Genomic DNA, 14,527 nt, shown 5'->3' on the forward strand with positions numbered 1-14,527 from the left:
ATTATTTCGAATCGGATTTCTGTCCGGCTTTTTCGTCCGATTGAACCGAACCGTCGGGCATTGTCACCATAACTTTTGCGTGTCTGATAATCCTGTCTTTTAACTTATATCCCTTTAAATATACTTCTTTTAAAACCGGTTCGGCAACAGCACCCTCTACACTGCCGATCGCTTCGTGTTCGTCGGGGTTGAACGCATCGCCGGGTGCCCCGTAGCTCGACAGATTGTATTTGTCTTCGAGCATTTTGACGAGCGATGCGTTTATCATTTTTACGCCGTCGGCGATCGATTTTACGTCTTTAGCGCTCGACGCAGCGTCCGTCGCACGGTCGAAATTGTCGAGGCTGTCGAGCAGATCGTGCAAAAGATTTTCGTTCGCGTAGTCGAATACGTCCTGTTTTTCTTTCAGCATACGCTTGCGGTAATTGTCGAAATCGGCCGCACGGCGCAGCACTTGATCTTTCAAATCGGCATTTTCTTTTTTGAGCGCGTCGATCTGCTTTTGAAGCTCCGAAACCGTATCTCCTGAAGACTCCTCCCCCGATGCTTCGCCCGATTTTTCGAGCGCAGAGGTATCCGGCTTTTCAGCCGATTTGCAGTCCGCTGCATCTTTTCCGCCGTTTGCTTTCTCTTCACCTGTCGGCGGCATTCCGGCATGCGTGCCGTTTTCCGTTTTTTCTTTTTCCGATTCACCCATGTACTGTCACCTGTAAAAATATCTGAAGAATACAAAGCTGTCCGAAAACTCCGGTTTTCATAATGTATCCTTATATACTATAAAAATACTAACGGAGCGGAGTAAGCGTCAAGAAATTTATACCCAGGGGGAGGGCGTTTCGACGGGATGCCGAAAAACCGAGTGACTTTTGAAACGGATCCGGCGGCAATCCGTGTTGCGCGGCACAGCGTAGGGGTGTTAAATCCTTCGCACGAATAAATTTTTTTCTTGCGTTTTGAAAATATCGTGATATAATCAAAGTATTAATCTGAACCGAAAGGATATTCAATCATCGATATGTCGTCAATTCGGTTTTTTTATGTTATGGAGGATTTTATGAAAAAGTTGGCAGGGGTACTCGTATTGTTTGCGCTGGTTTTCGTCGGATGTAAAAAAGCCGATAAAAAGGCAGCTGCAAGCGACGTAACCGGTAAAGTCGTTATCTATACGTCGATGTACGAAGACGTTATAGATGCGGTCAGCCAAAAGCTCAAAGCGCAATTTCCGCACCTCGAAGTGGAATTCTTTTACGGCGGTACCGGAAAAATCCAAGCTAAAATCGCTGCGGAAAAAGACAGCGGCAAACTCGGCTGCGATATGATGATGGTCGCCGAACCCGCCTATTCGCTCGAATTAAAAGAAAACGGTATGCTGCACAATTACGTGTCATCGGAAGCGGCTTCTCTTTCGTTCGAATACGATAAAGAGGGCGCATGGTATCCCGTACGCATCTGTACGATGGTTCTCGCCTACAATCCCGAAAAATATTCTACAAGCGACATTCCGACGACGCTCAAAGATTTCGCGCTCGATCCGCGCCTTACCGGCTACAGTTCCATGTCGAACCCGCTCACGTCGGGCACGGCTATGGCTTCGATCGTCGGTCTCCTCGACGCATACGGCGAAGATTATTTTGTCGGTCTCGGAAAACAGCGCGTCGCCATCGAATCCGGCTCCGTCGCGCTCACCAAGCTCGAAACCGGTGAATGCAAAGAGATCATGATACTCGAAGAATCCGTATTGAAAAAACGGCAGGAAGAGGGTTCGAAGCTTGCTGTCATCTATCCCGAAGACGGAGTATTGTGCATCCCGTCGACGGTTATGACGGTCAACGAAAAATGGTGTGCGAACAACAACATCAAAGCGTGTGAAGCGGTGACCGACTGGCTGCTCGGTAAAGACGGACAGCAGTGCATGGTAGACGGCTGGATGCATTCGGTCAGGGGCGATGTCGATTACGTTCCCTACGATTCCATTCCGAACAAAGAAGCGTACGCGAAGACGATCCCGATCGATTGGGAAAAATGCTACAAAGAGCGCGATTCGATCCGCACGGCATTCGAAGAGCACGTCACGATTAAAAAAAATAAATAATTATCGATTCCGAACTGCGCACGAAGCGGCATGCTTTGTGCGCGCTTTTATTTGTAAAAGAATAACCAAAGGAAAACAAATTGGAAAATCAAAAAAAACTGTATTTCGATTTCAAATGGGTGATCATCTTTTTGATTGTGGGATTCCTGATCATCTTCCAAGTGCTGCCGCTTGTCTACCTGCTTGTCCGCTCCATGTTTATCAACGGACGTTTTTCGCTCGAGGGATTTAAAAACATCTACTCATACGCGCTCAACTGGACCTGCTTAAAGACGACGCTCGTCGCAGCGACGCTCACGATGATCTTCGGCGTACTGCTTTCGTTTCCGCTCGCGTGGCTTGTCGGCCGCACGAATCTCTACGGTAAAAAAATATTCCGCACCGTCTTCGTCATGACCTATATGGTGCCTCCCTATGTCGGAGCGATGGCGTGGCTCAGGCTTTTGAATCCGACCGTCGGCACGATGAACGTCGCCCTCGCAAAGATTTTTCATCTGTCGCAGAATCCGTTCAATATCTACACGGTCGGCGGCATGGTATGGGTGTTGACGACATTTTATTATCCTTATGCGTTTATCACGATTTCGCGCGCTATGGAAAAAATGGATCCGTCGCTCGAAGAAGCGTCCCGCATATCGGGAGCCTCTCCGATGAAAACGCTTTTTACCGTTACGATTCCGCTCGCGCTTCCGAGCCTCATCGCCGCAGCTTTGCTCGTATTCGTCGCAGCCGCTTCGTGCTACGGCATTCCGTCGATCATCGGAGCGCCGGGTCAGATATATACGGTGACGACGCGCATCATCGATTATGTGCAGATCGGAAACGATGAAGGACTCACGCATGCGACCTGCCTTGCCGTCTTTCTCATGGCGGTCGCATTGATAATTTTGTACGTGTCGAATTTCATCGTCGGAAAAAAAGAGTACATCACCGTATCGGGAAAATCGACGCATCCGTCCATCGTCGATTTGGGAAGATGGAGAATACCCGTTACGATCCTCGTCGTACTCTTTGCGATCCTCGTCGTCGTCATTCCGTTTTGGACGGTCATTTCCACGTCGGTTACGATGAACATGGGCAAAGACGTGTTCGCCGAAAACAATATCACGTGGCGTTATTGGAAAATCATCTTTTCGCGCAAGTCGATTTTAAATTCGTTTAAAAACAGCATCACTTATGCTTTCCTTGCCGCAACTTTCGGTATGCTCGTCAGCGTCGTTATGGCGTGGCTTTTAAAACGCACCGAAGCGAAGGGACGCGAAATTCCGGACTTTTTAATAACGGTCGGAAGCGGCACTCCGAGCGTCGTCATCGCCCTTGCGCTCATCATGACGATGACCGGCAAATTCCGCATCAACATCTACAATACGATAGGCATCATGGTTATTGCGTACATGATCAAATACATGATGATGGGTATGCGTACCGTCGTATCGGCTTTTACGCAGATAAGCCCGTCGCTCGAAAGCGCCGCTCAAATTGCGGGCGCGGGCTGGGTGCAGCGCTTAAAAGACATCGTGCTGCCGCTTATAAGCCCTTCGGTCGTCGCCGGCTGGTTTCTCATCTTTATGCCGTGCTTTTACGAGCTGACGATGTCGACGCTTTTGTATTCGAACAGTACGAAAACGCTCGGCGTGGAATTGTTTACGTATCAGACTTTCCACAGTCAGCAGACGGCATCCGCACTTGCAACGGCGATCCTCGCGATCGTCATCATCATGAATACGGTGCTGAATAAATTGACAAAGGGCAAATTTTCGATTTAGCTTCGAGCGCGCGGGGCGCAGGTCGCCGCAAGCCCTGCGAAATTTTTATTTATAAGTTAGGATAGTTTAGGAGAAATTATGTCAACGGTGAGTATTAAAAACGTAACGAAAGTATACGACGATGAAACGGTCATCGATACGTTCAACGCGGAGATAAAAGACGGAGAGTTCATAACGCTGCTCGGCCCTTCCGGCTGCGGCAAAACGACGCTTTTGCGTATGATAGCGGGCTTCAGAAAACCTTCGACCGGTTCGATTTCGATCGCCGGAAAAATCGTGTCGGACGATACGACTTTCGTGCCGCCGGAAAAGCGCGGCATCGGCATGGTCTTTCAAACCTACGCGGTGTGGCCGCACATGAACGTGTTCGACAACGTCGCTTATCCGCTGAAAATTCAAAAGCTGAAAAAAGACGAAATCAAAAAGCGCGTCGGTGCGATCCTCGAAATCGTGCATTTGAGTCAATACGAAAAACGTATGCCGTCCCAGCTTTCAGGCGGTCAGCAGCAGCGCGTAGCGCTCGGAAGAGCCCTCGTCGCCGAGCCGAAACTGCTCCTCCTCGACGAACCGCTTTCAAACCTCGACGCCAAGCTGCGGGAAAGTATGCGCTTCGAAATCAAAGATATTCAAAAAAAGCTCGGCATCACCGTCGTCTATGTCACGCACGATCAAGTCGAAGCGATGACGATGAGCGACCGCGTGTTTTTAATAAACAACGGCGTCGTACAGCAAGTCGGTTCTCCGCTCGAAATCTACCGCAATCCCGTCAATCAATTCGTCGCAAACTTTGTCGGAAAAGCGAACTTCCTCAAGGGGACGGCGTCCGACGGCCGCATTTCGATTGCAGGAACGAATCAAAGCGTGCCGTATTCGGGAAATCTTTCGGGAAACGTCGTGCTGACGCTGCGTCCGGAAAATGTAAAGATCGTTCCGTCGGGAGGAGATCTCACCGGCACGATTCAAAATATGTACTATCTCGGAGATGAAAACGACTGCCGCGTCGACTTGGGCGGCGTTTCGCTTCGCATCATCGCAGATCCGCACAGCTTCGATTCGCTTTCAGCCGGTCAAAAGATCGATATGAAAATTCAGGATGAATTGGTATACGCCGACGACGGCAAAGACGATCAATATAAAATTTTGACGTGATGAAAGGACGGGAGCCGTATCGGAGCGCTTTACGGCTTCCGTTTTTCCGCGCGCAGCTTGTTTTATTCGTGCGGAGGGTTCAATATTCCGACGCCGCTTGAAGCTTCGCTGCGAGACTGTGTCGGACTTGTTGATTAAAAAAGAATTCATAAAAAAATCACCTTTTTTTCTCATATCGTGTTATAATTTACGAGTGTACGTCGATAAAGCGAACACGGAGATGCGGTGAAAATTTCGTATAATGAATTTCATGTAAGTAAAAAAGTCAGAGACCTCTGCCGTTTCAACGAAACGCTGTTCGCTTCTTCCGGCAACGTAATTTTCTCCGACCTGTATCAAGTGCGCACCTTTGCCGAAAAACTGAACGCCTACTTCGATAAACGAAACGAACACGAAAAGCGCGTGTCGGCAGGCGAACTCAACGCGATGGGTCTTATCGATGAAATCTTCCATTACGTGTGTATGCTGTATCGAAGAGATGCGGCAGGGGAGTCGTTCAGCGCCCTCCTTGCAAAACTCGATGACGAATTCGGAGTCGCACAGACGGACGCTCTCCTCTTGTCGTTTATCGCCGAGTTTCCGCCGGCGGCCGTTCGTAACGGTACGGTGAGCGCCGAAGAGTATCTTTCCGAGACCGCATTCGACGAAGGTGCGAATCGCGAGCGGACAAATCGTGAACAGACGCTTGAAGAACTTATACTCCTGCACCTTGCAAACGAAAATCCCGCATTTAAAAAATTCGCGATTTTGTTTGACGATGCGAAACTCGCTCAAAACCCGTTGTATGGGAAGTCATGGGAAAGTATAAAAACGCATTTCGCTCTGCTTCCGCCGTTCGGTCCCTTCGCTCACGACCTCATTTCCATGCTGAAAGAACCCGTTGTCTACAGTCCCGAAAGCCTCAAAGGTCAGCTCGATTACATCCGCCTGCACTGGGGGACGATGCTCGGGGATATGATCAAGCGCCTGCTCGCCGGCATCGATACGATGCAGGAAGAAGAAAAAGCGGCGTGGCAGGGCGGGGGTGAGATCGAAGCGGTGCCGTACAGCTACGAAAATCTCACAAAAGAATACGAGCGTTTCAGCGCGGACAGCGCCTGGATGCCGCGCGTCGTGCTCATTGCAAAGATGGTGCTCGTGTGGCTCGATCAGCTTTCAAAAAAATATTCCCGCGCGATTACCCGTCTCGACGAAATCCCCAACGAAGAGCTCGACACACTTCGGGACGAAGGCTTTACGGGGCTCTGGCTCATCGGCTTATGGGAGCGGAGTTATGCGAGTAAGCGCATCAAGCAGATCAACGGAAATGCGGATGCGGCAGCGAGCGCATACAGCCTCTATGATTATGAAATCGCGCACGATATCGGCGGCTGGGATGCGCTCATAAACCTGCGTACACGGCTATGGCAGCGCGGCATCCGTCTCGCATCCGACATGGTGCCGAATCACACGGGTATGGATTCGAAGTGGGTCGTCGAAAAACCCGACCTCTTCATTCAGCGAAGGGATTGCCCCTTTCCGCACTACACGTTCAACGGCGAAAATCTTTCGCGCGACGGGCGGGTCGGCATCTATCTCGAAGATCACTATTATACGAAAACGGACTGCGCCGTCATCTTTAAGCGAGTCGACAACTATACCGGAGATGTGCGCTATATCTACCACGGAAACGACGGCACGGGTCTTCCGTGGAACGATACGGCACAGATCGATTTTTTGAATCCTGTTGCGCGAGAAGAAGTGATGCAGGAGATCGTCAACGTCGCGAAAAATTTTCCGATCATCAGATTCGATGCGGCGATGGTGCTCGCAAAAAAACACATCAGACGGCTGTGGTACCCTGAGCCGGGGCACGGAGGGGACATCGCGACGCGGAGTGAAACTTCTCTTTCGACGGAAGAATTCAATCAGGCGATCCCGAACGAATTTTGGAGAGAAGTCGTCGACAGGATCGCAGCCGAAGTTCCCGACACGCTCTTGCTCGCCGAAGCATTTTGGATGATGGAAGGTTACTTCGTCCGTACGCTCGGTATGCACCGTGTCTACAACAGCGCGTTTATGAACATGCTCAAAAAAGAGGAAAATCAAAAATACCGCGATACGATAAAGAATACGTTGCGTTTCGATCCGCAAGTGCTCAAACGCTTTGTAAACTTCGTCAACAATCCCGACGAAGAAACCGCCGTCGCGCAGTTCGGTAAGGGCGACAAATACTTCGGCGTGTGTACGCTCATGGTTACGATGCCCGGTCTTCCGATGTTCGGACACGGCCAGATCGAAGGTTTCGAAGAAAAGTACGGCATGGAATATACGCGCGCATATCGGAATGAAGTTCCCGACGAAGGGTTCGTCGCGCGTCATCGTCGCGATATTTTCCCGCTTATGAAAAAGCGCCGCCTTTTTGCGGACGTCGAAAATTTTTTATTTTACGATCTGTGGAACGAAGGCAGCGTCGATGAAAACGTATTCGCCTATTCGAACTGTGCGGACGGAGAATGTTCGATCGTCGTCTACAACAATACGTACGGGAGATCCGCAGGGTGGATCAAAGATTCCGTGCCCTATGCCGTTAAAACGGGAAGCGGCGAAAACGACAGACAGCTTGTAACGCGGACTATAGTCGATGGACTGCATCTCAGCGGCGAACGCGATACGTACTGTATTTTCTATGAACAGCGGTTGGGGCTCTATTATATACGCGAAAACGGCGATATTCGTGAAAACGGATTGTTTATTTCGCTGAACGGATTCGAATCGCAGGTCTATACGGGTATCCGTCAAGTTAAGGACACCGACACGCATAAATACCGCACTTTGTGTGAAGCACTCGCAGGTCGAGGCGCAGAAGATTTGGATACGCTTTGGGAAGAGATCGAATACTGGGAATTGTATATGCCACTCGAAGCCTTCGCGATTTTTTTGATTGCGAAAACGGAATCGCTGCTGTATTCTGCGGACAGGCCGTACTTGGATAAAAAAGCACTTGCAGATAAAGTGCAGTCGCTCATGGATGAAGTCGAAGAAACTGCGCTTGCATTCTACGCCGTAGCACGACGGTTTGCCGAAGACGCGGGTTTTAAAGTCGCGCCGCCTGAAAAACAATTTCGACAATTTAATAAAATGTTTTCCGCCGTTGTGTCGTCCCTTACGGATGCCGCTCTTTGCGACCTGCACTCAGACGATTATGAAAAATTATTAAAATCTAAATCAGGCGGAGATTTTATCGCATTTGCGGCATCTGTCGAAAAATCGATTCCGTTATTATTAATTTGTCTTGCATCGGTCGGAGAACTCGCCGCATGCGGATGCGCGAAAAGATTTAATTTCGCACGGAAATTTGCCGAACATATAAAACGAACGGGATGTGCGAACGCGCCCGATAGGCATCAGCTGATGCGTGTCTTTGCTCTTGCACCTCTTGCCGAAAAAACAGTATTATTAAATAATTTGAAGAAAGCAGCTTACGGGCTTGCAGCGCTTTTCGTGCAAAGCGAAGACGCGGCGCTGCTCTCGGGAAATAATTTCTTCAACGGCATACAGTGGTTTAACAAAGAGTTGTCGGACAGCAGCTTGATATACTTTACCGCTGCGGCAACATTGTATGCACCGGAAGGGAAGAAAGACTTTGTTCGTGCATTGTATTTTCTTCTCAATGATGCTAAAATAAACGCATCGTTTAAGAGCGAATTATTTATTAATCAATTCGCACCCGGAAAAGGTTCTAAAGCTTTACCTCCCGTCGGGAAGAGAGAAGCTTCAAAGATAACAACCGCCGGAGTATCCGGCAAGAAGCACAAGGAGCTGACTATGGAGACAACCACAGCAAAAAAACCGGCTGAAAAAAAAGCAGCGGTAAAAAAGACCGTTGCTAAAAAAACGACGGCGAAAAAGCCGGCGGCGAAAACTGCAACAAAGAAGGCTGCAGTAAAAAAGGCCCCCGCAAAAAAATCGGCTGCGAGCAAAACCGTCGCAAAGAAAACAACGGTAAAGAAACCCGTTGCAAAGAAGACGGCAGCAAAAAAAACCGTCGCAAGCAAGACGACGGCGAAAAAAACGACCGCTAAAAAGACTGCCGTAAAAAAGACACCTGCAAAAAAAGCTCCGGCAAAGAAGACCGTTGCTAAAAAGACGACGGCAAAGAAAACCGCCGAAAAAAAATAATCAAAAGCAATTAATTATTTGTGATAAAAGCGGTGCATGGACGCCGCTTTTTGTTTTTACGACGGTGTTTCCCCTATCGTAAAAAATGCGGTTTCGCTTTCCCAATCGAAGACGGTGTTTTCGCGTGCGCTTTCGAGGAGACGCACGATTTTTTCGAACTCTTTCGATGAAAGCGCATCTGCGATCCGTGCGCCGTATGCGGACGATTTCGCATCGAACCACTTTGCAAGTTCTTCTTCCGTGATCCGCCGTTTTTCGACAAAGCGGCGCGATAAGCTTCTTACAATAAAGCCTTTGTTTTCGAATGTGCGGACGACGGACGATGCATCCCAGTTGAAAAGAGGGTTTTCCGTATCGCCGAAAAATTCGTCTTCCGCCGCTTTCATTTTTGCAAGCGTGTCGGGGTGTTCATGGAACAGGCGGGATCGGCAGCATGATGAGATCGTCGAAGTCGACCGCGTTGTACAGCTTCAATCCCCGCTCGTACGATTCGTAGAGCGCGCGGTACATATCGTTTATCTCTCCCAATTTTTGATGTCTAAAAAGAGGTTCGCGATTTTGTAAACGGCGAGCACGTCGGACGTAAACTGCAGTTCGCGCGCGGCTTTATTCGGAAAAGTCAGTGCAAGGATCACGCTTTGAGGGATGCCCTTGTCGAGGATGTGCGCGATGCGGTACGTGATGACGCGCGTTTTGCGGCTTCCTGCTCCGGCGATGATCAAAATCGGTCCGTCGATTGTCATGACGGCTCGCAGCTGTTCGGGGTTGAGTTCCGTTTCCAATGCATGTATGTCGAGTTCGGACATGGCGCACAATGTAGTACTCGGAACGCTTTTTGTGCAAGCGCACACGGGGTGAAAATGAAAAATATACAATATATCTCCATTTTCCGGATAATGTAAACGTTTATCATTTACTTTTTCGGAACTAAGGCGTGTTACTATGTATTATATTGATAATATTTGATATTTAGTGATAAAATTTTTTTATAATTTTATTTTTTTTTCTTGACAGCGCTATATTATGTGGTATACTTGTTGATAAAGTGTAAACGTTTATCATTTTTGTCGGAGGCATACTGTTATGGAATATGTTGTCAAACCTTCCGTTTTGTCGGGGCGGAGTGCAATTCCGGGAAATAAATCCGGTACGGCGCGCGGAATTGTTTTCGGCTCTCTGGCAAGCGGCAGAAGTATTTTATACAATCCTTTAAATAATTTGGACAGTTATTCGATCGTATATATGATGCGTGCGCTCGGAGCTGAAATCGATACGTCCGATAATGCAAAATGGATTATCGACGGCGTGGACGGAAAACCGAAACAACCGGCATGCGTGCTCGACGCGCAAAATTCCGGAACGGGATTTTATTTTGCGTTGGCCGTAGCGAGTCTTATCGACGGATACAGCGTTCTTACCGGCGACTATCAAATTTGCTACAGACCTGCACAGCCGATGATCGATGCGATCAATTCGATGGGCGGTACCGCTTTTTCGACGCGCGATTCCGGTACGGCGCCGATTGTTGTGCGGGGACCTATCAAAGGCGGAGAATTTTCAATGCCGGGTGTCAACTCGCAATGGATGACACCCTTTTTATGCGCGTGCGCTTTGACGGAAAAAGGCGCGCTGATTCATGAAACAAATCTATTGGAGCATCCCTATGTCGATATGACAATCGGTATGCTGCGAATTGCCGGTGTTACCGTTGAAAATCGCAATTACGATGAATTCTACGTACCGGGAAACCAAAAGTTTCATGCGTTTGAATATACGTTGCCGGGAGATTGGGGTTCTGCCGGTTATCCGCTGGTTGCGACCGCGATTTCGCCGGGTTCAAAAGTACAATTTACGGGTCTCGATATCAATGATTTTGCGGGAGAGACCGCATATGTACAAATTTTAAAAGATATGGGTGCTCGTGTCGAAGTTATCGATGAAGGCAGAGGTGGTGTCATCGTTGAGGGATGTGCCGATTTGCAGGGTATAGAAATAGATTGCTCCGGTACTCCCGATGCGGTTCCTGCGCTTGCCGTACTCGGAACACAGGCTTCGGGAAAAACGGTGCTGAGGAATATCGGTGCCTGCCGTTTAAAAGAAACCGATAGGGCGAAATCGATAAAAGAAGAATTAACAAAAATGGGCGCACGGCTTGAAGAAACGGAGGATACGCTGACCGTTTATCGTTCCCGGCTGCACGGTACGCATATCAGCGGGCATAATGATCATCGCATCGTCATGGCGATGAGTGTCGCCGGTCTTGCTGCAGAAGGAGAAACTGTCATCGATACTGCCGAGTGTTCTGCTGTATCCTTTCCGAATTTTTTTGAAGTGATGACTTCGATACGGGCTGATATAGTACGCAGGTGATTTTGAATACTTGATGTTTTCTGCAAAATTTTTTATAGGAGGTTATATGAAAAAATTATTAAGTGCGTTGTTGATTTGCAGCGCAGCGATGACGGGTGTTTTTGCCGACGGTCAGTCTAAAGTGAAGAGAATCTCCATCGGCACTGCAGGAACTGCGGGATCCTTGTATCCTATGGGAGTCGCAATGGCCGCGACGATTACCAAACACGTTCCCGGTATTGCATGTACGGGTGAGGCGACTGCCGCATCCGTAGAGAATATCAGAAATTTGACTTCCGGAAAGCTTGCGATGGGGATATCGCAAAGCGAAATAGCGTATTTGGCATATAACGGACTCGGGGATTTTTCAAAGAGAAAAGCCGGTGATCTCCGTGCTATGTTCAGTACCATCTACAGTTATGTTCAGATTTTTACAAAGGACGGCAGTCCGATACATAAGGTCCAAGATTTAAAAGGCAAATCCGTCGGTGTCGGTGCGGCAGGTTCCGGAGGAGAGATGGCATCGCGCATGATTCTGGATTATTATAAAATCACTTACAAAGATATCAAACCTCAGTTTATTCCCGAATCGGAAGCCGTGTCCGCTTTGAAAGACGGTAAAATCGACGCATTTATCTGTACGCATCCGCTGAAATCCGCCGCTTTGACGGATCTGACAACATCGACAAAGGTGAAAATGATTTCGATAGATGATGCCGATTTTTATAAACATTTTCCGTTTTGGACACGCTATACGATTCCGGCGGGAACATACGAAAATGTATCATATCCGGTCGTTGTCCCGATAAGCCGCGTCAATATGCTGACTTCGACGAAAAGCACTTTGACGGAAGACGATGTATATGCCATTACAAAAGCCGTTTGGGAAAATCGTGACGAGTGGAGCGGTGCAACGAACTCCGTAAAAAAGCAAGTCGTGTGGGATACGGTGATAAACGAAATTTCCGTTCCGCTGCACGCCGGTGCGGTAAAATATTTTCGAGAAAAAGGCTTAACGATTCCCGCTTCTTTACTGCCGCCTGAAGCGCAACGGTAAACTTGCAGCGCTATCGTACGGTTTGCCGAGTTTTCTTGCAAAAGCAATGGGGCACTGAATATGGAAAAAAATAAACAAAAGAACGATATCGTTTTTGCGACTATCTTGATACTTTCGATTTTTATTTGTGCTTTTCATATATTCATTACATTGACGGTGAGTGTCAGCGTAATGCAACAGCGAGTTGTGCATGTATTTACATTGATGCTTTTGTGGTATGTCTATCGTCTTAAAGAAAATCCGGCAATCGATTTGAGACGAATACTTTTTGCCGTTGCAGCGGTCGTTATATGTACGGGCGGTATTTATTATGTACTGCAGTGCCGTACGGATGCGCTTATGGAAAAAGGAATTTTCGGCATCACTTTCAGCGATATCGTTTTCGGTGTACTGTTGATGTTGTTCGTTTTGGAAATCGCCCGAGAAACGATAGGGATCGCGTTGCCTATTATAGCCGCCGTGTTTTTGCTTTATGCCTTTAGCGGTCCCTATCTTCCCAATATTATAGCGCATAGAGGATACGATATACCGTACATTATAAACTATGTGTGCTGGACGAATGAAGGAATCTTCGGAACGCCTGTGGGAGCTGCCGCTTCGTTTGTCGTTTTATATATCATCTTCGGTGAACTGCTCGATCAGTTCGGTTCGGGTAAATTCTTTATCGATATATCGTATGCGTTGACGGGGCGGATGCGGGGCGGGCCTGCCGAAGCATCTGTTTTGTCCAGTGCATTGATGGGATCCATCAACGGCAGTGCAGTCGCCAATGTGGTTACGACGGGGACGTTTACGATTCCGCTCATGAAAAAAGTCGGGTATCGTAAAGAATATGCCGGCGCCGTGGAAGCAGTTGCATCTACCGGCGGGCAGATTTTACCGCCGGTTATGGGCGCAGCCGCTTTTGTTATGGCGGATATGACCGGGATTGCGTATTCAACGATTGTCATTTCCGCGCTGATTCCCGGTTTGCTGTATTATATCAGTCTCGGTATAGCCGTTTATCTTGAAGCGGGGAGAATGGGGATCAAAGCGGAAAGCGACGTACGGTTCCGTACGGTAGGAGCTATATTAAAAGAGGGCTGGTATCATATCGTTCCTCTGGCAGTTTTATTAATTTGCTTGTTGGTATGTAAGTTTTCCGCAAATTACAGCGCAATCTTTGCGATTCTTTCCGTGTCGATTATCGGAATTATAAAAAGCGTGATTTTCGAACATACGTTTCCTCTTGAACAATTTAAAAATATGTGTATCCGTGCCGCGCGTTCGAGTGTTGCCGTGTCTGCCGCGTGTGCTTGTGCCGGTATCGTTATCGGCATTGTGAGTATGACGGGACTCGGCGTACGTTTTGCGCAGATAGTGCTCGATGTTTCTCACGGACATCTTTTTCTTATGCTGCTTATGACTATGGTCGCATGCATCGTTCTCGGAATGGGATTGCCGTCGACGGCCGCATACGTCATCGCGGCAACAGTTGCTTCTCCGGCATTGATTCAAGCGGGCGTATCCGCCATTGCGGCAAATCTATTTGTTTTTTATTTTGCGATTATTTCGTTTATCACACCTCCCGTTGCGATAGCGGCATATGCCGCTTCGGGAATCGCCGAATCCGATGCGATAAAGACTGGATTTCAAGCATTTTTGCTCGGCCTCGCGGGGTTTATCATTCCGTTTATACTGATCTATCATCCGGGTATTTTGATACTCGGTACATCGGTTCTCCCGACGATTCGAGCTGTTGTCATCGCGTTTTGTGCCGTATGTATGACGGCAGTATGTATTGAAGGTTGGCTGGGAACGCCCGTATCCGCCGCATACCGCGTATTCTGTTTTATTGCGGCCGTCTTATTATTGATACCGACTGCCGGTACGATGGCGATCGGGCTTCTTTTATGTACTGTATTAATAATTTTTTCTTTTGTTAAAAAGAAACGGAATCGCGCGCAGTAAAAT

General features: G+C 48.3%; 8 protein-coding genes and 1 pseudogene. 7 read left to right on the plus strand and 2 right to left on the minus strand.

Annotated elements, in window-relative coordinates:
• Window position 1 precedes the first annotated feature (1 nt).
• Window positions 2-697 carry a nucleotide exchange factor GrpE gene (locus H9I36_RS00990; RefSeq protein ID WP_187383522.1) on the minus strand — a complete coding sequence of 232 codons (696 nt, stop codon included), beginning with the start codon at window positions 695-697 and terminating at the stop codon, window positions 2-4.
• Window positions 698-1,054: 357 nt separating this feature from the next.
• Between H9I36_RS00990 and H9I36_RS00995 the strand changes: the two genes are divergently transcribed.
• The 4 genes from H9I36_RS00995 (at window position 1,055) to H9I36_RS01010 (ending at window position 9,168) form a co-directional block, all read left to right on the plus strand.
• Window positions 1,055-2,092, plus strand: coding sequence for an ABC transporter substrate-binding protein (locus H9I36_RS00995; RefSeq protein WP_187383523.1), 1,038 nt, complete (start codon window positions 1,055-1,057; stop codon window positions 2,090-2,092).
• 80 nt (window positions 2,093-2,172) lie between these two features.
• A complete protein-coding gene (locus tag H9I36_RS01000; RefSeq protein WP_187383524.1) occupies window positions 2,173-3,858 on the plus strand; it encodes an ABC transporter permease in 1,686 nt (561 codons plus the stop codon).
• 78 nt (window positions 3,859-3,936) lie between these two features.
• Complete coding sequence (locus tag H9I36_RS01005) at window positions 3,937-5,007, plus strand: ABC transporter ATP-binding protein (protein ID WP_187383525.1); 1,071 nt, start codon at window positions 3,937-3,939, stop codon at window positions 5,005-5,007.
• A 225-nt stretch (window positions 5,008-5,232) separates the two neighbouring features.
• Window positions 5,233-9,168, plus strand: coding sequence for a histone H1-like repetitive region-containing protein (locus H9I36_RS01010; RefSeq protein WP_187383526.1), 3,936 nt, complete (start codon window positions 5,233-5,235; stop codon window positions 9,166-9,168).
• Between the two features lie 329 nt (window positions 9,169-9,497).
• Here H9I36_RS01010 and H9I36_RS13100 read toward each other — a convergent pair.
• A pseudogene (locus tag H9I36_RS13100) lies at window positions 9,498-9,974 on the minus strand (UvrD-helicase domain-containing protein); the annotation flags it as partial.
• A gap of 277 nt (window positions 9,975-10,251) precedes the next feature.
• Here H9I36_RS13100 and aroA point away from each other — a divergent pair.
• From aroA to H9I36_RS01035, 3 genes are read left to right on the plus strand one after another with little or no spacing between them, the layout of a single operon-like run.
• On the plus strand, window positions 10,252-11,538 hold the full coding sequence (gene aroA, locus H9I36_RS01025; protein ID WP_187383527.1) for a 3-phosphoshikimate 1-carboxyvinyltransferase: 1,287 nt from the start codon (window positions 10,252-10,254) through the stop codon (window positions 11,536-11,538).
• 46 nt (window positions 11,539-11,584) lie between these two features.
• Window positions 11,585-12,574 (plus strand): TAXI family TRAP transporter solute-binding subunit, encoded by a 990-nt coding sequence (locus tag H9I36_RS01030; RefSeq protein WP_187383528.1) that lies wholly within the window; start codon window positions 11,585-11,587, stop codon window positions 12,572-12,574.
• 60 nt (window positions 12,575-12,634) lie between these two features.
• Window positions 12,635-14,524, plus strand: a complete 1,890-nt coding sequence (locus tag H9I36_RS01035; RefSeq protein WP_187383529.1) for a TRAP transporter permease — start codon at window positions 12,635-12,637, stop codon at window positions 14,522-14,524.
• Window positions 14,525-14,527 lie beyond the last annotated feature (3 nt).

Source organism: Treponema sp. Marseille-Q4130, from assembly GCF_014334325.1.
Lineage (GTDB): Bacteria > Spirochaetota > Spirochaetia > Treponematales > Treponemataceae > Treponema_D.

Bases quoted from the DNA above. Each gene is read 5' to 3' on its own strand.
- H9I36_RS00990 (WP_187383522.1), bottom strand. From the start codon at position 697: ATGGGTGAATCGGAAAAAGAAAAAACGGAAAACGGCACGCATGCCGGA.
- H9I36_RS00995 (WP_187383523.1), top strand. From the start codon at position 1,055: ATGAAAAAGTTGGCAGGGGTACTCGTATTGTTTGCGCTGGTTTTCGTC.
- H9I36_RS01005 (WP_187383525.1), top strand. From the start codon at position 3,937: ATGTCAACGGTGAGTATTAAAAACGTAACGAAAGTATACGACGATGAA.
- aroA (WP_187383527.1), top strand. From the start codon at position 10,252: ATGGAATATGTTGTCAAACCTTCCGTTTTGTCGGGGCGGAGTGCAATT.
- H9I36_RS01030 (WP_187383528.1), top strand. From the start codon at position 11,585: ATGAAAAAATTATTAAGTGCGTTGTTGATTTGCAGCGCAGCGATGACG.
- H9I36_RS01035 (WP_187383529.1), top strand. From the start codon at position 12,635: ATGGAAAAAAATAAACAAAAGAACGATATCGTTTTTGCGACTATCTTG.